This window comes from Sinorhizobium sp. M4_45 (genome assembly GCF_002885915.1).
Lineage (GTDB): Bacteria > Pseudomonadota > Alphaproteobacteria > Rhizobiales > Rhizobiaceae > Sinorhizobium > Sinorhizobium meliloti_A.
This window is the reverse complement of sequence record NZ_NWVE01000006.1, coordinates 185,250-206,591: the sequence shown is the minus strand read 5'-3', so window position 1 is coordinate 206,591 and position 21,342 is coordinate 185,250. Positions and strand designations below refer to the sequence as shown.

The 21,342-nt window shown below is 61.5% G+C and carries 18 protein-coding genes and 1 pseudogene; 4 read left to right on the top strand and 15 right to left on the bottom strand.

What is annotated here, in order from left to right; translation table 11 throughout:
* Positions 1–5 precede the first annotated feature (5 nt).
* The gene (locus tag CN933_RS18170; RefSeq protein ID WP_102761991.1) at positions 6–992 is read right to left on the bottom strand and encodes a BMP family protein; all 987 of its coding nucleotides are present in this window, start codon (positions 990–992) and stop codon (positions 6–8) included.
* 299 nt (positions 993–1,291) lie between these two features.
* On the opposite strand from CN933_RS18170, the pseudogene CN933_RS18165 reads away from it, so the two are divergent.
* Positions 1,292–2,067 (top strand): annotated as a pseudogene (locus CN933_RS18165) (sulfite exporter TauE/SafE family protein).
* Positions 2,068–2,079: 12 nt separating this feature from the next.
* Here CN933_RS18165 and CN933_RS18160 read toward each other — a convergent pair.
* The 6 genes from CN933_RS18160 to paoA all read right to left on the bottom strand — a co-directional run bounded on the left by CN933_RS18160 (position 2,080) and on the right by paoA (position 9,332).
* A complete protein-coding gene (locus CN933_RS18160) occupies positions 2,080–2,811 on the bottom strand; it encodes an adenylate/guanylate cyclase domain-containing protein (RefSeq protein ID WP_180980758.1) in 732 nt (243 codons plus the stop codon).
* Positions 2,812–3,700: 889 nt separating this feature from the next.
* On the bottom strand, positions 3,701–3,823 hold the full coding sequence (locus tag CN933_RS32250) for a hypothetical protein (RefSeq protein WP_018096561.1): 123 nt from the start codon (positions 3,821–3,823) through the stop codon (positions 3,701–3,703).
* 499 nt (positions 3,824–4,322) lie between these two features.
* A complete protein-coding gene (gene dinB / locus CN933_RS18150) occupies positions 4,323–5,456 on the bottom strand; it encodes a DNA polymerase IV (protein ID WP_522954415.1) in 1,134 nt (377 codons plus the stop codon).
* 90 nt (positions 5,457–5,546) lie between these two features.
* Positions 5,547–7,745: an aldehyde oxidoreductase molybdenum-binding subunit PaoC gene (gene paoC / locus CN933_RS18145; protein WP_102761989.1), complete on the bottom strand. Its 2,199-nt coding sequence runs from the start codon at positions 7,743–7,745 to the stop codon at positions 5,547–5,549.
* A 4-nt stretch (positions 7,746–7,749) separates the two neighbouring features.
* A complete protein-coding gene (locus CN933_RS18140) occupies positions 7,750–8,700 on the bottom strand; it encodes an FAD binding domain-containing protein (protein WP_102761988.1) in 951 nt (316 codons plus the stop codon).
* Positions 8,697–9,332 (bottom strand): aldehyde dehydrogenase iron-sulfur subunit PaoA, encoded by a 636-nt coding sequence (gene paoA / locus CN933_RS18135; RefSeq protein WP_522954414.1) that lies wholly within the window; start codon positions 9,330–9,332, stop codon positions 8,697–8,699. The genes CN933_RS18140 and paoA overlap by 4 nt, the downstream gene beginning before the upstream one ends.
* A gap of 270 nt (positions 9,333–9,602) precedes the next feature.
* On the opposite strand from paoA, the gene CN933_RS18130 reads away from it, so the two are divergent.
* Positions 9,603–10,283 carry a class I SAM-dependent methyltransferase gene (locus tag CN933_RS18130; protein WP_102761986.1) on the top strand — a complete coding sequence of 227 codons (681 nt, stop codon included), beginning with the start codon at positions 9,603–9,605 and terminating at the stop codon, positions 10,281–10,283.
* A gap of 20 nt (positions 10,284–10,303) precedes the next feature.
* Here CN933_RS18130 and CN933_RS18125 read toward each other — a convergent pair whose 3' ends face one another.
* Together CN933_RS18125 and CN933_RS18120 are read right to left on the bottom strand one after the other, a co-directional pair.
* On the bottom strand, positions 10,304–10,678 hold the full coding sequence (locus CN933_RS18125) for an Atu4866 domain-containing protein (protein ID WP_245425087.1): 375 nt from the start codon (positions 10,676–10,678) through the stop codon (positions 10,304–10,306).
* Between the two features lie 59 nt (positions 10,679–10,737).
* Entirely contained in the window at positions 10,738–11,460 is a 723-nt protein-coding gene (locus CN933_RS18120; protein ID WP_102761985.1) for an SDR family oxidoreductase, read from the bottom strand.
* A gap of 99 nt (positions 11,461–11,559) precedes the next feature.
* Between CN933_RS18120 and CN933_RS18115 the strand changes: the two genes are divergently transcribed.
* Complete coding sequence (locus CN933_RS18115) at positions 11,560–12,447, top strand: LysR family transcriptional regulator (protein ID WP_102761984.1); 888 nt, start codon at positions 11,560–11,562, stop codon at positions 12,445–12,447.
* 138 nt (positions 12,448–12,585) lie between these two features.
* On the opposite strand, the gene CN933_RS18110 is transcribed toward CN933_RS18115, so the two are convergent.
* The 4 genes from CN933_RS18110 to CN933_RS18095 all read right to left on the bottom strand — a co-directional run bounded on the left by CN933_RS18110 (position 12,586) and on the right by CN933_RS18095 (position 17,130).
* Entirely contained in the window at positions 12,586–13,026 is a 441-nt protein-coding gene (locus CN933_RS18110; protein ID WP_180980734.1) for an ion channel, read from the bottom strand.
* Between the two features lie 300 nt (positions 13,027–13,326).
* Entirely contained in the window at positions 13,327–15,390 is a 2,064-nt protein-coding gene (locus CN933_RS18105; RefSeq protein WP_102761982.1) for an ATP-dependent helicase, read from the bottom strand.
* Between the two features lie 150 nt (positions 15,391–15,540).
* Entirely contained in the window at positions 15,541–16,191 is a 651-nt protein-coding gene (locus CN933_RS18100; protein WP_102762193.1) for a glutathione S-transferase family protein, read from the bottom strand.
* 162 nt (positions 16,192–16,353) lie between these two features.
* Complete coding sequence (locus CN933_RS18095; RefSeq protein WP_102761981.1) at positions 16,354–17,130, bottom strand: aminoglycoside adenylyltransferase family protein; 777 nt, start codon at positions 17,128–17,130, stop codon at positions 16,354–16,356.
* A gap of 474 nt (positions 17,131–17,604) precedes the next feature.
* Here CN933_RS18095 and CN933_RS18090 point away from each other — a divergent pair, with 474 nt between their 5' ends.
* Positions 17,605–18,885, top strand: coding sequence for a GGDEF domain-containing protein (locus CN933_RS18090; protein ID WP_522954413.1), 1,281 nt, complete (start codon positions 17,605–17,607; stop codon positions 18,883–18,885).
* A 5-nt stretch (positions 18,886–18,890) separates the two neighbouring features.
* Here CN933_RS18090 and recX read toward each other — a convergent pair whose 3' ends face one another.
* Both recX and CN933_RS18080 read right to left on the bottom strand, forming a co-directional pair.
* Positions 18,891–19,463: a recombination regulator RecX gene (gene recX / locus CN933_RS18085; protein ID WP_280951599.1), complete on the bottom strand. Its 573-nt coding sequence runs from the start codon at positions 19,461–19,463 to the stop codon at positions 18,891–18,893.
* A gap of 164 nt (positions 19,464–19,627) precedes the next feature.
* Positions 19,628–21,325, bottom strand: a complete 1,698-nt coding sequence (locus CN933_RS18080) for a peptidoglycan D,D-transpeptidase FtsI family protein (RefSeq protein WP_102761978.1) — start codon at positions 21,323–21,325, stop codon at positions 19,628–19,630.
* Between the last annotated feature and the right edge of the window lie 17 nt (positions 21,326–21,342).

Genomic DNA, 21,342 nt, shown 5'->3' with positions numbered 1-21,342 from the left:
GCCGACTACTTCGGCTCGCCCGTGATGCGCGGAACCTCGAAGGCGCCGGATTTGATCTCGGCGCGCTTTGCTTCCATCGCCGCTTCGGCATCCGCCGGGGCGACGCCCTTGACATAGGCAATGTCGCTGCCGCCTTCCTTGAGCAGGCCGAAGGCTGTGTAGTCCTTGCCGACCGGCTTGCCGGCGGAGACGTCGGCAATTGCCGCGTTGAGGATAGGGCGGAAGCCCCAGAGCGCGTTGGCGAAGACCGTGTCGGGATAGCGCGGCGTGTAGTCGATCAGCGAACCCACGGATTTGAGCCCGCGTTCCTTCGCTGCATCGGCGGTGCCGATGCGCTCGCCGAAGAGAATGTCGGCGCCGGCGTCGATCTGGGCGAGGCCCGCTTCGCGCGCCTTCGGCGGGTCGAAGAAGGTACCGATGAAGGTGACGAGGTGCTTGGCATCGGGATTGACGGCCTTCACGCCCGCAGCGAAGGCGTTGATCAGCATGTTGACTTCCGGGATCGGCATGGCGCCGACGGAGCCGACGACGTTCGACTTCGTTATCTTGCCGGCGAGCATGCCGGCAAGATAGGCACCGTCGTGGTTCCAGGTGCCGAAAACGCCGAAATTGTCGCCCGATTCCTTGCCGCTCGAGCCGAGGACGAAGGCGGTCTCCGGATAGTCTGCGGCGACTTCGCGGGCCTGCTTTTCAACGGCATAGGCTTCGCCGATGATGAGCTTTGCACCCTGCTCGGCATATTCGCGCATCGCGCGGGGATAGTCCGTGCCGGAAACGCCTTCGGAGAAGACGTATTCGATCACGCCTTCCGAGGCCGCATCCTGCAGCGCCTTGTGCAGGACCGAGTTCCAGGCGTTTTCGACAGGGGAGGCGTGAATACCGGCAACCTTAACCGGCGTGCTGGCGCGCACGCCCGGCGCAAAAGCGCTCACGCCAAGCGCCAAGCCCGACGCAAGCACATTGCGCCGGCTCATCATCAGATCTCTTGCCATGGATGGTGTTCCCCATTTTTACCAATTGGTAGAATCTTTATTTTGTACAAAGCTTTGTCAAGCAGTGCGGGTGAATAGAAAAGCGGCAATGGGCGACTTTTCAGGGGATCGCGGATGACGGTCATCGATGCCCTGAGCCGCTCGAGCTACGGGCCTCGCGGAACAAGCCCCATGTGCGTTCGTTTTCCACCTTGCCAAGAAGCAGAGACTGAAGTGAAACAGGAAGCCTCCGTGTGCCGCTGCACATGTGAGGCTTCCTTGTGCGGGGCGCGGTCGAGTCCCCTAACCCGGAGCTGTCCATGGAAGAATTCATCCTGTTCGCATTGGTCGGCTTTCTCGCACAGGTGATCGATGGCGCTCTCGGGATGGCCTACGGCGTCATCTGCTCGACGGTGCTTCTTGCCTTTGGCGTGCCGCCTGCCCAGGCGTCGGCGTCAGCCCATGCGGCGGAATTGTTCACCACTGCCGCTTCCGGATCGGGTCATCTCTATCACCGCAACATCGATTGGAAGCTGTTCTGGCGGCTCATTCCATTCGGCATCGCCGGTGGAATGCTGGGTGCCTTCGTCGTGACCTCGTTTGACGGAGATCAGGTCAAGCCTTTCGTCACGGCCTATCTTGCAGTGATCGGAGCCTGGCTGCTTTACCGCTCCTTCATCGCATTCCCACAAACCCGGTCAAGCTGAGGATCGTGGCACCGCTCGGCGCAACCGCGGGGTTTCTGGATGCCGCGGGCGGCGGCGGATGGGGGCCCGTCGCCACCACCGGTCTGCTCGGCGCAGGCGGACAGCCGCGCTTCGTCATCGGGACCGTCAATGCGAGTGAGTTTCTGATCGCACTTTCAGTGTCTCTGAGCTTCCTGGCCACGGTTCTAACCGGTCACTGGGAACAGGCTGGCGATTTCCGCGACCATCTTACATCCATCGGCGGGCTGATCGCGGGCGGCGTGCTTGCCGCGCCCTTTGCAGGATGGGTGGTCAAGGCACTGCGAGAGAAAACGCTTCTGCGGCTCGTCGGATCTTTGATCACGCTGCTGGCCGGTTATCAGACGCTCGAACTTACCGGGTATTTCTGAACCCCGGTTTTTTCAGATTGCATAAAGTTCGATCGGCCTCTCAAAGCCCTTGAGAGAGTATTTTCGGCCCTCGCTGGCCGCCGTTTGGCTCTGCGCGCGCTCGCAAACGGCTTTGGTCACCAGGATTCGCCCCGCCTCGGCGGCGGACTGGGCCCGAGCGGCAGTATTCACAACCGTTCCGATAGCGGTCAGGTCGCGGTGGGATCGGCCGAACTCTCCGAAGCTGGCCTCACCGGTGTCGATGCCGATGCCGACACCGAGCTCACTTCCGTCCAGGCCGGCACCCTCCGCCAGGCGAACCTCACGGCGCAATTGGCATCGGCGCTGGATCTCCCGTGCGGCAAGTACGGCGCGCTCGGCGTGATCCGGGTGGGGAATCGGAAAGTTGAAGATTGCCATGATCGCGTCCCCGACCGTCTTGTTGAGAAGGCCGTCGAACTCCCAAATCGCCGCGGCACATTCATCGTAGAAATCATCCAGCAGCGACGAAACACTATCGGCCGAAAGCGACTGCGAAAGCGCCGTATAGCCTCGCAGATCTGCAAAAAGCACGGAGACGTCAACGGTGATCTTGCGGGCTTTCATCACGCGCGTGAACATGAGTTCGCAGATCGTGCAGGTATTCGGGTTCATTCGGCTCGGGCGGATGCCAAAGGCGCGGAAGGGAATGGAAGCCGGCCCGCGCAGGGGCACCGGAATACGCATCTGCTCCCAGCATCCCTTGCAAATCCTGGATTGAGACATGTTGCCGCCGCCCTGTTTGCGTGACGCGCTGCGACTCTCGCATATATGGGCCACAAAATCTCTCGAAAACCCTTGCGGTCCGTAACTGAGACCGCGATGGTCCGTTAACCTTCGGACAGTTCTTCGGCCGTGGCCGCTATGGGTGCATTCCACAAGGAATTGTTGACGTATTTGAAAGCAAGGATGCTGACAATTGAGGCGACTATAACTACAATGACGATACGCATGAAGATTTACCAGGTTCGTTGCCACGCCGAGGAACTCTCCCGGAGACCTCGTTGTTCCAGCACATCCGGTTCGGCGGGAACTCCAACCGACTAACCGAGAACTAATTCACGGATAAGCCCGACTGACGAAAACCGGTGCTGCCTCTTCGGCGGCAGCCGACGGCTCTCACCGGTCCGGCCGACCGGGATCTCCAACAGCCTTTCCTCAACGAACCTGTGTTTGCGCGACAGGCAGATAGACTTTGGAGCCGGCGCGCTCTCCACCACTCAAGGAACCCCCGACCAGCAGATAGGCTGATATTCCGAGGACCGACAACAGCAGAATGCTTACGGGCAGTCCCGTTGAGGCGTGATGTTCCGGTTCCTGATAATTCCATCCAGTCATTCGAACGTACTCCACTCCACACAAAGTGAGAACGAGCCACCGATGCAGCAGTTCCTGCAACGATGGTTGAACCTGGGTAACGATGTTCGAGGCGTTGTAACGAGCCGGCATTATACCATGCCGTCGCTGCCGCGGAGGGGTTATTAGCGGGGTATCATTCCGCCATGTTCACCGGCCGTTCCTAGCTATTTCAGGCGTGGCTCGGGCTAGAGCGGGATGAGGAAAAGTGTGTCCGGTTTGCGGCCGCTTGGGATGCGGACGCATTTGCCGAAGCCATTCACCAGATCACGTCGTAAAGAGTAATAAAGACGATCATTCCAATGCAGAGTGCTGGCGTCGACCTGATCGCGAAATCGACGGGATTGAATTGGTATCCGAAGCTTTCAACATAGGATTTCATTGGTTTCCTCCCGGTGAGCTGTCTGGAATCGAGACGGTTTGGCGAACGGACCACCCGCTTCCTTCGGAAGCGTGATTTGTGCAAGGCTCGCTCAGAGCCCGCGGAGCAGGTTCGACTCCATGGCAGCACGAACAAGTGCCGCCATATTCTCCATCAGCAGCAGAGAAAGCTTTGCGCCTCTATGGAGTCGATCGATGATCGGAGAGATGGGGTAGGATCTTGGAGCCAAGCCCGTCAATGAGTAGCCATTAACTGTTGGGCCATAAATATGGCGAAACCAAGATTTGCTCAGTTATTCCTGAAGAGATTCCGGGGCACTGAGGGAAGTTTTGTAAACGCCTCGAGATTTTTCTTTCTCACTGAATCCCCCTCCTCAATATTTTCTTTTTCCGATACGCATGGGTGTTTTTCTCTGCAGCTCTCGGATTTGATTTTTACTTGGCTGGACTGTCGCACTTCCTCCCGCGGCAGGCTTTTTCGTTTCTGTCAGGCCGCAGCTTCAAAGCGCCAGGGCGAGCTGCGGCCCGATCCGATCGGCCACGGGATCGAGAGACGAGAGCGTCACCCCGAGCAATCGAATGCCTTTGGCGGCGGGAAAGATCGGTGACAGCAGCAGGTCCACGATCTCGCCCATTTCGGCGGCGCTCGCAATCGGCGCAACGATGGTCTTGCTTCGGGTGATCTGCGTGAAATCTGCCCACTTCACCTTCAGTGTCACGGTCTTGCCGCGAATGCCGCTGGCTTCACAATAGTGCCAGACCTTGTCGATCAAAGGCTTGAGGCCCGCGCGGGCCGCCTCAAGATCATGAACATCCTCTCGAAACGTATCCTCGGCGCCGATCGATTTCCGGATGCGGTCGGGCTTGACCTCACGCTCGTCGATGCCGCGGGCGATCCAGTAAAAATACGGCCCCGACTTGCCGAAGTGCTGTTGCAGGAAGGCGAGATCACGGGATTTGAGGTCGGCGCCGGTTTCGATGCCGAGCCGTTTCATCTTCTCCGCCGTCGCGGGTCCGACGCCGTGAAATTTCTTGACGGGAAGCGCCTGCACGAAATCTGGGCCGTGCTTCGGCGTGATGACGAACAGCCCATCGGGCTTGCGCTGGTCCGAAGCGATCTTCGCAAGGAACTTGTTGTAGGATACGCCGGCGGATGCGGTGAGCTGCGTCTCGGCCCGGATCCTGGCGCGTATCTGTTCCGCGACCTCGGTTGCGAGCTGCATGCCTTTCCGGTTCTCGGTAACGTCGAGATAGGCTTCATCCAGCGACAAAGGTTCGATCAGCGGCGTGTATTCGGCAAAGATCGCGTGAATCTGCCGCGAGACGGCCCGGTAGACGTCGAAGCGGTGCGGAACGAAGATCAGCTCCGGACATTTGCGCTTGGCCGTCACCGACGGCATAGCCGAGTGAACGCCGAATTTGCGAGCCTCGTAGCTCGCGGCCGCGACCACGCCGCGCGCCTCCGGATACCCGACTGCGACCGGTTTGCCTCGAAGCTCCGGATTGTCGCGCTGCTCCACCGAAGCATAAAATGCGTCCATGTCGATATGGATGATTTTCCGCACGCGAGCAAAAGTGGAGGAGGCAGGTGCCCCTCCACTCCTTTCATCTTCCTCCGGCTCCGCTGGCATCATTTCCTCTCGCTATAGCGCTGTCTATCCTATCCGAACCTCCCATGCTTGCTTAGCCGTAAAGTTACGCGGGGTAGATGCCCTTGGCATGTTCTAGCTGACTTCCGGAAGCTTCTCGATCAGCTTGTCGAGCGTGATCGGATACTCCCGTACCCTTATGCCGGTCGCATTGTAGATGGCGTTCGCGACAGCTGCCGCGACACCGCAGATCCCGAGCTCGGCAATACCCTTGGCCTTCATCGGCGAGGACATCGGATCCGTCTCTTCCAGGAAGACGACCTCCTGGTGCGGGATGTCGGCGTGCACCGGCACCTCGTAGGCGGCGAGATCGTGATTGACGAAGAAGCCACGCTCCTTGTCGACGACGAGTTCCTCGGTCAGCGCGCCGCCGACCCCCATTGTCATCGCGCCGATCACCTGGCTGCGTGCCGTGATCGGATTGAGGATCCGGCCGGCGGCGCAGACCGCCAGCATTCGCCGGATCCGTGTCTCTCCTGTCGCAACGTCGACTGCGACCTCGACGAAATGAGCTCCGAAGGTGGATTGCTGATGGGTTTTGGTGAGGTCGCCGAATTCGATGAGATCCTCAGCGACGAGCCCCTCATCGCCGGCAGCTTGCGCGAGCGGCATTCGGCGGTCGCCCGACCGGACTTCCCCGTCTGCGAAGACAAGGTCGTCGGTGGTGTTGAAGCCGAGCTTCTGCGCCACGGCTTCCCGCAGCTTGGCGCAGGCGGCGTATACGCCGGCCGTGGAGCAGTTTCCTCCGAACTGCCCGCCGGAACCCGAGGAAACAGGGAAGCGCGAGTCTCCCAGGCTGACGGCGACCTTCTCGATCGGCACACCGAGCATTTCAGCCGCCGTCTGGGCGATGATCGTGTAACTGCCCGTACCGATATCGGTCATATCGGTCTCGACCGTGACGATGCCCTCGCGGTCGAGCCGGACGCGGGCCCCCGATTTCAGCACAAGATTGTTGCGAAACGCCGCCGCCACTCCCATGCCGATCAGCCAGTTTCCTTCGCGCCGAGCACCGGGTTGCTTGCTCCGGTCTTGCCAGCCGAAGCGCTCCGCGCCCGTGCGCAGGCAGCCGACGAGATTGCGCTGCGAGAAGGGCCGTTCGGGATTCTCCGGATCGACCTGGGTGTCGTTGATGATGCGGAATTCGACGGGGTCGAGACCCAGCCTCTCGGCCATCTCGTCGATGGCGATCTCCAGAGCCATCATGCCTGGCGCCTCGCCGGGAGCGCGCATCGCGTTTCCTTCGGGAAGATCGAGGGTGGCAAGCCGCATGGCGGTCATCCGGTTCGCTCCGGCATAAAGTAGACGAGTCTGCTGGACGGCCACTTCGGGACCACCGCCCGGAAGGTCACCGGACCAGCTTTCATGCGCGATCGCCGTGATCTTGCCGTCGCGTCCTGCACCGATCCGGATCCTCTGAATCGTCGCTGGGCGATGCGTGGTGTTGTTCATCAGGAAAGGGCGGGGGAGGGCGACCTTAACGGGGCGCTTGGCTTCACGTGCGGCAAGCGCGGCCAACACCGCATCCGCGCGCAGGAACAGCTTCACCCCGAAGCCTCCGCCGATGAACGGCGACATGAGATGCACCCTGTCCTTGTCGATCCCAAGCGTCGTCGCGAGATCGGTCCGCCACCAGTCGATCATCTGGCTCGATGTCCAGACCGTCAGGTCGTCGCCGCTCCACGCGGCAATGGAAGCGTGCGGCTCCATCATGGCATGCGACTGGTCCGGGGTGGTATAGACCTGGTCGAGCTTGACGGGAGCTGCCTCGAAGGCGGCATCGAAGTCGCCCGCTCCGGAGTCTTCTTCGCCTTCCGGCTTGACGGCGCTGTCCTTGGCCGCGGCCAGATCGAAAGCGCCTTTTTCCTCGGCATAATCGACCTTGACGAGCGCCGCGGCGGCGCGGGCCTCCTCGAATGTTTCGGCGACCACGACGGCGATGGCCTGGTGGTAGTGCTGGATCTCGGTGCCACCGAAGAGCTTGGCGGTGTTGTATTTACCCTTCTTCAGTTCCCCGACGCCATCGGTGGTGACGACCGCGATCACACCGGGAGCATTTCTCGCGGCGGCGACATCCATCGACCTGATCCGGCCCTTGGCGATTGCCGAACCGACGATATAGCCATAGGCATAGCGGTTATTCGGATCATGCCACTCATAGGCATAAATTGCTTTGCCGGTGGTCTTGAGCGGACCGTCGATGCGGGGGATGGGCTTGCCGATTACCTTGCCCCGGTCGATCGGGTTCGTCGTTGCTGGTGTATCGAATTTCATTGTCTTATCCCTTCGCTTCGACGAGGACGGCGCTCAGCGCGCGTTCCACGAGCGTGAGCTTGAAGGCGTTCTGTTCAGTCGGGCGGGCGCCGGCAAGAAGCTTGGCGGCGACCGCCTTTGCTCCGTTCGCCATCTCCTTGTCGGCCGCCTCGTCACGCCATGGTTTCGGCGCGATGCCGCCGAGCGCGACATGGCCGGTTCCGTCCGGCTGCACGACGGCGCCGACGGAGACGAGCGCAAATGCGTAGGAGGCCCGGTCGCGAACCTTGCGATAGATCTGCTTGCCGCCGGCCGGCTTCGGCAGGACGACCGCGGTGATCAATTCGCCCCGCTCGAGGACATGTTCGATATGCGGCGTGTCCCCCGGCAGGCGATGGAGATCGGCGATCGGGATGCTGCGCGTCGTGCCGTCGGCTCGCACGGTCTCCACGACGGCGTCGAGGGCGCGCATGGCGACCGCCATGTCGCTCGGATGGCTGGCGATGCACGCATCGCTGGCGCCAACCACCGCAAGCTGGCGGCTGAAGCCGGCCAGCGCCGAGCAGCCGCTGCCCGGCTGCCTTTTGTTGCACGGCTGGTTGGTATCGTAGAAATACGGACAGCGGGTGCGTTGAAGCAGGTTGCCGGCCGTCGTCGCCCTGTTGCGCAATTGTCCCGATGCCCCTGCGAGCAGGGCGCGCGACAGAAGGGCGTAATCGCGGCGGACCCGTTCGTCGGCGGCAAGATCCGTATTGCGGACGAGGGCACCGATACGCAGCCCCCCTTCCGGTGTTGCTTCGATCCTGTCCAGTGCCAGTCCGTTGACATCGACCAGATGTGTCGGTGTCTCGATCTCCAGCTTCATCAGATCCAGGAGATTGGTGCCGCCGGCGATGAATTTCGCGCCATCCGTGGTGGCAGCGGCCCGGGCCGCGGCCTCGACCGACGAGACGCGTTCGTAGCTGAAAGCTCTCATGCCTTCCTCCCCGCGACTTCGGTGATGGCTTCGACGATGTTCGAATAGGCGCCGCAACGACAGATGTTGCCGCTCATGCGCTCGCGGATCTCGACGGGCGTTATTTCGGCCGGCGCCGTAAGATCCACCGTCACATGGCTTGGAATATTGGCCTTGATTTCATCGAGCATGGCAACGGAGGAACAGATCTGGCCGGGCGTGCAGTAGCCGCACTGGAATCCGTCGTGCTGGACAAAGGCGGCCTGCATCGGATGGAGGTTTTCGGGCTGCCCCAATCCCTCGAGCGTGGTGATGCTGTCGCCCTCGTGCATGACGGCGAGCGTCAGGCAAGAGTTGACTCGGCGACCGTCGATGAGAACCGTGCACGCTCCGCACTGACCGTGATCGCATCCCTTCTTGGTGCCCGTCAAATGCAGATGCTCGCGCAGCGCGTCGAGGAGGGACGTGCGGTTATCGAGCTGAAGCTCCCGGCGTTCTCCGTTCACCGTGAAAGTGACCTTCGTGCTCTGGGGTGCGGTGGAGACATTGGTCTGCGCGTGACCGAGCGAGTGTGCGCTCACCACTGTCACGGTAGCGGCCGAGGCGGCGAGCAGGTCGCGCCGCGAGATTTCAAGTGCGCCAGGACTTTGCATATCCAGCTCCATGTCTTGATGATGAAAGGTCTAGGACGAAGCGGCTAAGCCGCGAACGCGCAACAACCGAGCGCGGGAATTGATCCCGCCGGCGCATTCACAAGTGAGTTAGGGCGGAGAGCGCGTGTGACTACCATCGCGATGCCGATAATGCCTGTGAACCGATTGATGAATGGCGGTACTGGATCAGGCGCCTTCACAGGCAGAGGTGACTTGACGAAAGGCAAATCATGTAACAAACATTGTTACATGATTTGGGAGAACCGCACGATGAAATCTCCGAGCGTCGATAGTCCAGCTTTTACCGCCGCCCACGCCAGTTCCTACGTCGAAGGGACGTTGAGAAAAGTACCGGGGCTGGCCGCTCTGCATCGCATGACATCGATGTTGGTCGCGGAACGTGCACCGGCGCAGGCGCGGGTTCTGGTGCTCGGCGCCGGCGGCGGCATGGAGCTCAAAGCGCTAGCCGACGACAATTCAGGTTGGCGTTTTTGCGGCATCGACCCGTCGGCGGACATGCTTCGCGTCGCAGAACAGACGGTGGGGCCCCATCTGCCGCGTGTCCATCTGCAGCAGGGCTACATAGACGAGGCACCGGAGGGGCCGTTCGACGCGGCGGTCTGCCTGCTCACGCTCCACTTTGTTGATCGCCCTCATCGCCTCGACACACTCGAACAGATTCGCCGCCGCCTGGTGCCAGGCGCTCCGTTCGTCGTCGCGCATATCAGTTTCCCGCAATCGGAACCCGAGCGCTCGACCTGGATCGCCCGTCACGTCGCGTTCGGCGGAACAGCCTCCGGCGATGCTGAAAGTGCAAGGCAGGCGATCGCGACGAAGTTATCGGTTCTCTCGCCCGAGGAGGACGAGGCGGTGCTTCGCAAGGCGGGCTTCTCGGATGTTCGCCTGTTCTATGCGGCGATGACCTTCAGGGGCTGGGTAGGATACGCCTGAATTCTCGACATCCTGAGCGCTCATGGTTTGCCCGTCCGGCTCCCGCGATAGAAGATCATACCGCCGTGATGCAGAACGCCGTCGATAAAATTTCCATCCGCTGTAAAGCCGGTATCGTCCCAATAATCGATATGCGTGCCCGTCACTTGGTAGCGTCCCTCATAGGCCCGTTCACGCGTACCGCGGGCCTCGACATAGCGACCGTTCGGCAGGAGCTCGTGGCGGATGTAACTGTCTTCTGTGACCCAAAGGCCGACATAGGGGTGATTGGTCTGCATTTCGGATTCCTCGGCTTTTACGGATTGGCTCAGGAGTGCGGCGGTCATCAAGGTCGAAGCGATCAGCAGCTTGCGGCCGCCGCCGGCGAGGCGATCTGTCAATAAGGAAAAGATCATGGAATATCCCTTTCGTCAGGGGGACGCGGGAAAGCGTCCCGGGAACGGTTCGCGCCGGTTCAATTGCTCGATGCGGTCGGCCTGATCGTGATCTCGGTGGTGTCCACGCTCTGCGGAGCCTCGATCACCTGCCGGACCGCACGGGCTATGTCGGCGGGCTGAAGCGCGATGGCGCGATAGGCGTCCATTGCCGCCACGGTCTCCTTGTGGGTGATGGTTGCAGCAAGTTCGCTCTCGACGACGCCGGGATTGACGCAGGTGACGCGGACATTGGTACTCTCCTGGCGCAGCCCGTCCGATATCGCGCGGACTGCGAACTTCGTTGCGCAATAGACCGCGGCTGTGGGTACGACCGACAGCGCTCCGATAGAGCCGATATTGATGATCTGCCCGCTGCGCTGTGCCTCCATGATCGGCAATACGGCCGCGATGCCCCAAAGCACGCCCTTTATGTTCACGTTGATCATGCACTCCCACTCGTCCAGCTTGACGGCGGCAAGCGGCGAGAGCGGCATGACGCCGGCATTGTTCACCAGAACGTCGATGCGTCCCCATCTGTCGACCGCGGCCTGCGCAAAGGCCGCCACGGAGTGACGGTCGGTCACGTCCAGTACCTGCGCCTGGGCGGTTCCTCCTGCGTCTCGAATCTCCGCGGCGACGGCCTCGATACGGGCCTGGCGGCGTGCACCCAGCAATATTTTCGCACCCGCGGCGCCAAGCTCCCGAGCGATGCCCTCGCCGATGCCGCTGGAGGCGCCCGTGATCAGAATGACCTTGTCCATGTTGTACTCCGTCCTTTGATTTGCACGGAGAAGATGGACTTCAATGACTGTCGCCGGTATCCATCGATCACTGAACTCAATGGTTAGCAGTACTCTACAATGAAAATAGACATGAACCTTCTGCCGCTCTTCCTGGCCGTCGCGGAGGAGGACAACTTCCGCGCTGCCGCGGATCGCCTCGGTGTGACCCGCTCGGCTGTCAGCCAGGGAGTTCGGCGGCTCGAAGATGCCTTTGGAACGACGCTCGTCACCCGCACCACGCGTTCAGTTCGCCTGACCGGAGCGGGGGAGCGTCTGCGCGAGGCTCTGTCGCAGCCCTTGTCGGATATTGGGGCGGCGCTCGATCGGGTAGCGGGTGAGGATGAGCCCCGCGGTCTTTTGCGGATCGCCGTCACCTCGATCGCCGAGCAATTCCTTTCCGGTCCGCTCATCGCTTCCTTTGCTCAGACCCATCCGAAGGTGACGATAGACATCACCGTCACGGACGAGGAGTTCGACATCGTGGCCGCCGGGTTCGACGCGGGCGTCAGGCTTGGCGAGGTGATCGAGCAGGACATGATCGCGGTGCCGCTGACGGGCGATCAGCGCGAGCTGGCCGTTGCCGCCCCCGCCTATCTTGCAGTCCACGGCACGCCGGCGCACCCGCGTGAGCTCGTCCATCATCGCTGCATAGGCTGGCGGCGAGCGCCGAATGTCGCGCCCTACAGGTGGGAATTCGAGGAGAATGGTGTTCCCTTCGATGTGGCGGTCGAGCCCCAGATCACCACCAATGACCTGCGCTTCATGCTCCGCTCGGCACTCTGCGGGGCCGGGATCACCTTCGCAACGGAAGAAACCTTCCGCCCGTTCGTGGAAACCGGTGACCTTGTTCCGCTGCTGCAGGATTTCCTGCCGCCGTTCCCCGGCTTCTTTCTTTATTTCCCTCAGCGCCGCAACATGGCACCAAAGATGCGAGCTTTGATCGAGCATATAAGGCGGTGGCGATAGCCGACGCTTCCGGCGCAGCGTCGAAGGTCATGATCACGCTCGGCCCGAACTCCTTATATTTTCTTTATGCGGCTGCCAAATCATCGCAATCGATAATTGACGCGGCGCGGCTCATCATCCGGATCTTTGGGCCCGCTGTTACTTCCGGTCGTCGCGCCAGATGCGTTCCACAGCAATGAAAGTAAACGACGCCGACCAGGCAATCAGAACGAGCCCGTTCAAACCTTCCAGACCGGCGAGAATTCGCATGTCGCCTGTCGCGTAGACATCGCCGAAGCCCATTGTACTGTAGCAGGTCAGCGAGAAATAGAAGAAGTCTGTGGCGTTTGAGCCCGACAGTCCTTCGAGTGAGCCGAACTCGGGATGATAATGCATCCAGGCAAAGGCCAGAGCGTAAAGGCCGACGCCGAAGAGGTGAGCCATAAAGGCCGACCCGAGAAAAACGACCATTTCAGCTCGTTTGGAAAGCACCTTGCGTCGACGCAGGATCGCTACGCCGGTCATGATTTCAAAATGAGTGGCGCTTGTCACGATGATGAGTGCGGCGGAAAGCAGGCAGACCAACACAATCCCTGGCACTATCAACCTCGCCCTGTGCTTGCCGCAGTATGATCGGCGCCTCAAACGCACCAACTCGACTCGGCGACGCTGGTACAACCACCATAGCAGGACATCGTACGGATTGGGAGTTTCGGTCTGTCGGTCCCGTCCCAATGTGCCGTTGCCGAGACCGACGGTGGGCAATAGGGGAGTACAGGACAATGCATCGCGGGAATTCGGCGCGGTCCGTCGAGCATTTCCTTATTTCCTCTACTAGGAACCCCTGCGAAGCGCCGCCAGAGGACAGCCAGTGCGATGACCATCACGCATTGCTGAACTCTACTGCCACATGGTGCGCATCCGGGCCGCGACATCGATGCGGATCTGCTTTGCGCTGCGCTCGGAGGCATTGGGGCTGGCGACGGGCCAGGTTGCGCTCTCGAAGAACTGAAGCAATGTCGCGGGGATAAAGCGTGTGCGGCTCGCGTAGACATGGCGGTCACCCTGCGCGTGCTGACCGCCGGTGAAGAAGCGTTGCGGCACCATCAGCGTCAAACTGTCCTTGGCGCGCGTCATGCCGACATAGAGAAGTCGCCGCTCCTCTTCCAGCTCGTGGCTGGTGCCTGTGGCCAGATCTGACGGAATGCAACCGTCGACGACGTTGAGCATGAAGACGGAGCGCCATTCCTGCCCCTTGGCCGAATGGATGGTCGACAGGATCAGATAGTCCTCGTCGAGCAGCGGTACGCCGGCCTGGTCGCTCGTCGCGTCCGGCGGATCGAGCGTCAGCTCGGTGAGAAAGCGCTCGCGGCTCTGATAACCGGCGGCGATCTGCTCGAGTTGCACGAGGTCGGCCCGGCGCGTTTCGGCATCCTCGTGTATTCGTTCGAGATGCGGTTCGTACCATATCCGCGCAATCTCGATTTCCATCGGCCATGCGGGTTTGCGCAGGGCCTGCAGCAACTCGATCAGGGACAGCCAGTCCGAGCCGCTCCTCGGCGGGGCGGGGACTTCCCCAAGCGCCATCAACGGCTCGGGGTCGGTTGCGATCGTGTCCAGGATCTTGCCTGCGGTCTGCGGGCCGACGCCCGGCAGCATCTGCAGGAGCCGGAAGCCTGCGACGCGGTCACGGGGGTTCTGTGCAAAGCGCAGGACAGCCAGCATGTCCTTCACGTGAGCGCTGTCGAGGAACTTCAGTCCTCCGAACTTTACGAAGGGGATGTTGCGGCGGGTCAGTTCCACTTCGAGGGGGCCGCTGTGGCTCGAGGTGCGGAAGAGGACGGCCTGCTGTTTGAGGAGCATTCCGGATTCGCGATTGGCAAGCACCTGCTCGACGATGCAGTTCGCCTGATCGGCCTCGTCCCTCACCGTCAGCAGCTTCGGACGTTCAGCCGACTCGCGATCCGTCCAGAGGTTCTTGGTGAAGCGTTCCCGCGCCAGATCGATGACCCCGTTGGCGGCCGCGAGGATCGGCTGGGTCGAACGGTAGTTGCGGTCGAGCGTGACGATCTCGGCCGGCGGCGAGAACTGCTTCGGAAAATCCAGAATGTTGCGGACCGTCGCCGCCCGGAACGAGTAGATCGACTGCGCGTCGTCGCCGACGACCGTCAGGCCGCGCCCGCCGGGCTTCAGGGCCAGCAGCACTGAGGACTGGAGTCTGTTGGTATCCTGATATTCGTCGACGAGGACATGGTCGAAGCGGTTGCCGATATCGTCGGCCAGGGAGGGATCGCTGACCATCTGCGCCCAATAGAGAAGCAGGTCGTCGTAGTCGAGGACGTTCTGCGCCTGCTTGGCCTCGACATAGCCGGCAAACAGCTCCTTCAACTGCTGTTCCCAGCCGGACACCCACGGGTACCAAGTGCGGAGCACTTCGTTCAGCGGCATTTCCGCGTTGACTGCCCGCGAATAGATCGCCAGACAGGTGCCCTTGGCCGGAAACCGGCTTTCCATCTTCGAAAAGCCGAGTTCGTGCCGCATGAGGTTGATCAGGTCGGCGCTGTCCTCGCGGTCGTGAATGGTGAACTCCGCATTCAGCCCGATCTGTTCGGCATAGATTCTCAGCAGCCGTGCGCCGATACCGTGAAATGTGCCCGCCCATGAAAGAGCGTCGGTCGTCGTTGCGGAACTGGGACCGAGCACCTGTGCGCAGATGCGCCCGACGCGGCGCGACATCTCGGCCGCGGCCCTTCGCGAGAAGGTCATCAGGAGAATGCGGCGCGGATCGGCGCCGTTAACGATCAGGTGAGCAACGCGATGAGCCAGGGTGTTGGTCTTCCCGGAGCCCGCGCCCGCGATGATCAAAAGCGGGCCTGTCCGGGCGTCTTCTCCTGCTCCGATACCATATTCGACGGCGCAGCGCTGTCTCTCGTTCAGTTTCTCCAGATACGCCGCCGTCGCCATTTACTTCCCCTCGATGAGCTCTTTGATATCCGGCCGCGGCCTTAAGAACGGAGGGGGAACATACAAGCCCGATCGCCCGTTGGAAAGTGGGACGTCCCGGATTCGCTCGGACATTGCCGCTTGTAATCAAACGGCCGGCGCGGACCTTTGTCAGCCGGTCGGTGCGGCGGTGAAAACCGCCAGCTGAGCGTCGAAAGCGCGCTTGTATGCGGGCCGCGCTTTGCCGCGGGCCACATAGGGGCAGAGGTTCGGATATTCCTCCAGTATCCCCGATCCTTCCAATCTCCGCAGCACCGTCACCATCAGGAGGTCAGCGGCGCTGAACGCTCCGTCGATCCAGTCCGCATTGCCCAGTCGGCCGGAAAGTTCGCCCAGCCGCCTGCGGATGCGTTCGTCGATGAAGGGCAGACGCCGCTCGTACCAGGTCTCGTCGCCTTCCAGATACTCGGCGACCTCGCGATCGACGATCGGCGGCTCCACCGTGTTGAGGGCGGCAAACATCCATGTGATCGCGCGCGCCCGGGCATGCGCATCGTCCGGCAGCAGGCCCGCATGGCGCTCAGCGATATGGAACACGATCGCCCCCGACTCGAACAAAGCGAGATCGCCTTCTTCATAGGTCGGAATCTGCCCGAATGGATGAAGCGCGAGATGCGCGGGTTCCTTCATCGCCTTGAACGAAAGAAGACGAACGTCGTAAGGCTGGCCCACTTCTTCGAGCGCCCAGCGAACGCGCATGTCACGCGCCATACCCTGGCCGCCATCGGGCGACCGCTCAAAGGCGGTAATGGTAATAGTCATGCTGCTCTCCATCGCTTGTCCGTCTTCAAGACGACCGGCCGAACGCGATTCCGACACCCCATGCGCGAGGTAATCCTCGCGGCCGATTCAGATACAGCGCGATGGTGCGTTCCTGCCGCTGCTAAGCGGAAGACGCTTCCTGGCAGCTTCCGCCCCAAAGCGTCACAGGAGTTCCGAGACCCGCTGGCGCAGAAATGCTGCCGTCCGCTCGCAAGCAGTCTGCCGATCTTGCCAGTCGTCCTTGACCTTGCCCAGATAGGCCTCACGCGCGTAGATCAGCATATCAGCTTCCTCGTCCGGCATCTGGCTCGCTGCCCATGTCGCTGCAGCATCCTTGGTGATGAAGTCACCGATGGCCGATGTACGCCACATGCGCGCAAGGGTTAGCAACACATTCCGCTCGTCCCCCTGTAAACTGTCGCCCAATGAGGGGAGTGCATCGCGCATTGCGCGGCGTATTTGTTCCGGCGGAAGCGAGGGCAGAAGCTCCTTTGCATCGGGGCCGAACAGTGGAACGGCCTCTTGTCGCGCCTGGGCCAGCACAAGCGTGTTTTCCGGGTCGGACACAGGTAGGGGGAGACCTCCGCATTCGAAGGTGTCCCGCAGCCATTCGCCATAGATGAATTCAGCCCGAGCAGGAAAATTCGGTGCGGCAATATCTGCCCGCAGAAACACCATCAGTTCGATGCAGCGGGGCTCCCCGACCGGACGGGGATGCCGGCCGGACATTCGCAGCAAAGCCGCCAGAAGATCACGACGCTGTTCGTCAGCCATGGGGCAGTCGACGATCGCGAGGAGGTCGACGTCACTCTGCGGTCGCAAGCCACCCGAAACTGCCGATCCATGCAGATAAACCGCAAGGAGCGCGTCTCGAAGGATGCTGCGGATGGATTCTGTCGCTGCCAGTGCCTCGTCAATCTGCTGTCTGTCCGCTCGCATGGCTCGGCTCGATTTATGTAAGTACTACCGGGAGAAGTGCGCAGTTTCAGAGTGTTAGAGCGTTTCACTGGTCCAATGAAACAGTGAAACGCGCTAGAATATTGCAGCGAGCGTATCAAGCTCTTGAACCGATACAAGCCAGCTTTTAGTGCGAGCAGACCTTCAGGCAGCGCTCGACCGGCCCGGGTCGCCATCTCGCAGCCACTGGACGTCACATGGGGAAAGCGCAATTGAGAAAGCGTCGAGGCTGTGGTTGAGCTCGGAAAGCGAGCGCGGGCCGATCAGCGGGATGACACGGCCCTTCTGCGCCAGAACACTCAAAAGCTATTCGACTTCAAGACGACGGCGGGAAATGCCTGAGCGCGCCCGGGTATTCACGATCTTGCAGCACAGGAGCCCGCGGCCCCGCTGCAACTCGGAAGTTCATGCACGGATGATCTTGCCGGCAGGAGGTGCTCCCCTAGATGGGCAAGGATGGAGCTTCAGGAAAGCGCAGTTGGTGCCGGTCGCGTGAGCGCCTCCCCGGAGATGCGGTATCAGCCGCGCAATTCGGCCGTCATGGCCGAAGTCGAGCGCCTTCTCACGGGCCGCACGCGTGACATTCGTCTTAGAGGTGAGCTCGGTCGCCTGTTCCAGGAGCGTTCGTGGTCGCGTACGGCCAAGATCATTCGCGCGTGGATGATATGGGTGACCTTGCTGGACGTGCTGACGCTGGGTCTCAACGCGATCCTGCTTCCGAAGGCGGTCGTGCTTTCGATGCTTCCGCCGGCCTGCATTCTGCCGCCCGCGGCGCTGGCCACCGCCTATGTCTGGCGAAAACCGCGCGGCGTCCGGCTGCAAAGGATGTCCCTGCTAGCAGGCCTGTTCCTCATCCTCCTTTCGGTCGCGCTGGTGGGCGTGAGCGCGGGTGGGGAATTCCATGAACGGCACCTTAACATCATGCTGTTCGTCGCCATCACCGCCATCATCATTTTCGCAGTTCCTTTGGCCTGGACGGTGGCGGTCGCCTCTTTCGCGCTCGGCCTCTACCTGATCTTTCAGTTGCAGAATCCCATGCTTGAGAGGGGCAGCGCCGTAGCTGGAACGCTGTTCTTTGCGAGCGGTATTATTGCGACCGTCGTTGCCCGACGCACGATAACGATCCTGGCCCAGAAGACCTTCCTTCTCGAACTTCGCGACATGCGGCGGGTGGCGGAGCTGGCCGACGCCAATGCCCGGCTGGAGCGCCTTGCAAAGACCGATCCCCTGACCGGGATCGCCAACAGGCGCTGGATGATGGAAACCCTCAGTCGTCTCTGGAGCGCAGGCGCGGAGCGGCGGCCGGGCACCGCCATGCTGATGTGCGACATCGACGATTTCAAGAACCTGAATGATCGTCTCGGTCACGCCGAGGGAGATCGCTGCCTCGTCAAAGTTGCTGGGATCATTCAGAGCAGCGTCAGGCGAAACCGCGACCATGTGGCCCGCTATGGCGGTGAGGAGTTTCTCGTGGTGCTTCCGGGCGCAGATGAGGAAGCGGCGCTGGCTACGGCTGAACGAATCAGGGCGAGCGTCGAAGCTGCCTCCCTTCCTAACCCCGCATCCCGCGTATCGCCCTACGTCACTCTCAGCATCGGCGTGGCGGCGCAGGCGCCAGGTGAAGAGATCATGGCGCCGGAGAAGCTTCAGAACCAGGCCGACGCTGCACTCTACCTGGCGAAACAGGCGGGCCGTAACCGGGTGGTCCTCTATCAGCCTGACCTGTCGCCCTCATAGCCATGTTAGAGATGGCGGCCCGCGGCCAACGCTTCTTCGGCCTCGTCGACCGGCATCTCGAAAACCTTCTTGCCAATGTCGAAGCTGAAGCCTGCCCTTGCGAAGGCGGACAGCTCCTTTGCCTTTCGCTTGTCGTCGAGTTCACCCTTGCGAAAGGGCCCGAAGGCACGCTTGCGGGCGAGAACGAGGGCGGCGTACAGGTCGTCCGCCTCGGCAACGGCGGACGCAACCGTGCTTTTGGCGACGCCTCGCTGCGACAGCCTCTGCGCGATTGCACGCTTGGACTTGCCGCTGCGCATGCCTGAACGGGTGCTGATTTCCGCATAGGCAGTGTCGTCGAGCGCCTTGTTGTCATAGGCGAACTTCACGGCGGAGTCGGCCAGTGCCTTGACTTGCGCCTCGCTGATCCCGTCGAATTTCTGCCGGGCCTTTCGCGCTATGGCGTCGAAGAGCTGCTTCTCGGTGTGCATCCGTCGTTCAAGGCGATAGATCGTCGAGTTGCGCGCCCATGAGAACATGCGGGGTGTCGGTGTGCCGGATTGCTCCGCCCCTTCGTCGGCGGCAACGCTTTCACAGATTGGATGTGTCGCGGAAACGAACGGCTTCACATCGATTTTTCCTTCTGCCGACAATGCAACGGCGCTCATAACCGTTAGGACAGCGGAAGGCTACAACAATGCAGATTCCTCGACCTGGAGCGCCACCGAAGGCAGCATCATAATCAGGCTCGGCTTGCACCACGTCACCAGTCCTTCAGCAATGAGTCTCCCATCGCCACGGGAACAGCTTCGGCATCTGGCGGCGATGGGAAAACGGGCGTGAGGAGCATCGGGAGGATGCGATGCAGGAGGGCGCCGCCGAGCGGCACGGCGTTCCATCCGGAGGTGCGGTTGCCTTGGGTTTCCGCCAGGCCGCGGGGTTCGTCCAGCAAGATGAGCAGCAGGTAGCGGGGATTGTCCGCCGGTACGATGCCCATGAAGGATGTGACGTTGAGAACCTTGGAATAGCGGCCCTGGACCACCTTTTCCGCCGTGCCGGTCTTGCCGCCGATCACGTAGCCGGAGACAACGGCCCTCGTGGCTGAGCCGACGGCGGTGTTGAGGCGCAGGAGGTGGCGTATCGCCTCACTGGTGTTCGCAGACACGAGGTTTTCCGCCATGATTCGTTCGGATACGGGGCTGTCCTTTATGAAGGTGGGCCTGATCAGCCTTCCGCCGTTCGCCAGAGCGGCGACGGCCATGCTGGCTTGCAGGGGCGTGACGGCGATCCCGTGGCCGAAGGAAACCGTTGCCGTGGTCACCTCGCTCCAGGAGGAGGGCCGCAGCGGTGCGGCGCTCTCCGGCAGCTCGGTCGCAAGCTGAGACAAAATGCCGAAACGTCCGAGAAAAGTCCGCAACGCTTCGGGGCCGAGCGCCATCGCCATTTTCGCCATGACGATGTTCGAGGAGTGAATGAAGGCTTCCGGAATGGTGAGCGGCCTGTATTTCCCGCGATAATCGTGAATGCGCTGCCGTCCAAAGCGCAAAGGTCTGCTCGCATCCACGACGGATTGCAGATCGAACCGGCCCGACTCCAGCGCCATTGCCGTGGTCAGAGCCTTGAACGTCGATCCCATCTCGAAAACGCCGGCGGTGACGCGGTTTATCCGGTCGGGCTTGAAGGCGTCCACCGGATTGTTCGGGTCAAAGGCCGGATAGGAGGCGAGCGCCAGTATTTCGCCATTCGTAACGTCGAGCAGGAGCCCGGCACCCGCGGCGGCTGAGAATTTCGTGACGGCTTTGCCGAGTTCCTGCTCCATGGCGTACTGAACGCGCAGGTCGATTGAAAGCTCGACCGGCTGGAGCTCACGCCCCTTAAGTTCGATGCCGGTGCCGCGCAGGTCCGCAAGCCAGTTTGCGTCGATCCATTTTTCGATGCCGGCGATGCCGAAATTGTCGATGTCCACGGCGCCAAGGACATGGGCAGCCAACGGACCGTTCGGATAGAGCCGTTGATTTTCGGGCCTAAAGCCGACCGCCGCCAATCCGGAATCGATCACCGCCTGCTGCTTGTCCGGTGGTATCTGCCGCTTGATCCACGTGAACGCATCCTTGCGTCGTAGACGGGTATGGAGTTCGCGCGCGTCGAGTTCCGGGAAGATCGCAGTGAGTTTCTCGACCACCTCGTCCAGATCGGGAATCGACCGCGGCTCGACGTAGAGTGACGCGGTCGGAATGTCGGTCGCGAGCAGCTGTCCGTTCCTGTCGACGATCGCAGGTCGTCCACCGGGGGCACTGTCATAGGTGAGGCGGGTTTCGCGGCCTGCCTCTTCCTGCATGCCGAGTTGCACAAGTCGTATGAACGCGCCGGCGAAAATGGCGGCAAACGCTGCCATGATGCAGACGATGCGCAACCGCCTGCTGCGTGCACTGTTTCGCAGGACGAAGGCGTGTTTCCTCATTTCGATCCCTCGACGAG

Excerpts from the sequence above, each read along its gene's own strand:
- CN933_RS18130 (WP_102761986.1), top strand. The coding sequence starts at position 9,603 with ATGAAATCTCCGAGCGTCGATAGTCCAGCTTTTACCGCCGCCCACGCC.
- CN933_RS18115 (WP_102761984.1), top strand. The coding sequence starts at position 11,560 with ATGAAAATAGACATGAACCTTCTGCCGCTCTTCCTGGCCGTCGCGGAG.
- CN933_RS18140 (WP_102761988.1), bottom strand. The coding sequence starts at position 8,700 with ATGAGAGCTTTCAGCTACGAACGCGTCTCGTCGGTCGAGGCCGCGGCC.
- dinB (WP_522954415.1), bottom strand. The coding sequence starts at position 5,456 with ATGATGCCAGCGGAGCCGGAGGAAGATGAAAGGAGTGGAGGGGCACCT.
- CN933_RS18120 (WP_102761985.1), bottom strand. The coding sequence starts at position 11,460 with ATGGACAAGGTCATTCTGATCACGGGCGCCTCCAGCGGCATCGGCGAG.
- CN933_RS18170 (WP_102761991.1), bottom strand. The coding sequence starts at position 992 with ATGGCAAGAGATCTGATGATGAGCCGGCGCAATGTGCTTGCGTCGGGC.
- CN933_RS18090 (WP_522954413.1), top strand. The coding sequence starts at position 17,605 with ATGGAGCTTCAGGAAAGCGCAGTTGGTGCCGGTCGCGTGAGCGCCTCC.
- paoC (WP_102761989.1), bottom strand. The coding sequence starts at position 7,745 with ATGAAATTCGATACACCAGCAACGACGAACCCGATCGACCGGGGCAAG.
- CN933_RS18125 (WP_245425087.1), bottom strand. The coding sequence starts at position 10,678 with ATGATCTTTTCCTTATTGACAGATCGCCTCGCCGGCGGCGGCCGCAAG.
- CN933_RS18160 (WP_180980758.1), bottom strand. The coding sequence starts at position 2,811 with ATGTCTCAATCCAGGATTTGCAAGGGATGCTGGGAGCAGATGCGTATT.
- CN933_RS18100 (WP_102762193.1), bottom strand. The coding sequence starts at position 16,191 with ATGACTATTACCATTACCGCCTTTGAGCGGTCGCCCGATGGCGGCCAG.
- paoA (WP_522954414.1), bottom strand. The coding sequence starts at position 9,332 with ATGCAAAGTCCTGGCGCACTTGAAATCTCGCGGCGCGACCTGCTCGCC.
- CN933_RS18095 (WP_102761981.1), bottom strand. The coding sequence starts at position 17,130 with ATGCGAGCGGACAGACAGCAGATTGACGAGGCACTGGCAGCGACAGAA.
- CN933_RS18080 (WP_102761978.1), bottom strand. The coding sequence starts at position 21,325 with ATGAGGAAACACGCCTTCGTCCTGCGAAACAGTGCACGCAGCAGGCGG.
- CN933_RS32250 (WP_018096561.1), bottom strand. The coding sequence starts at position 3,823 with ATGAAATCCTATGTTGAAAGCTTCGGATACCAATTCAATCCCGTCGAT.
- CN933_RS18105 (WP_102761982.1), bottom strand. The coding sequence starts at position 15,390 with ATGGCGACGGCGGCGTATCTGGAGAAACTGAACGAGAGACAGCGCTGC.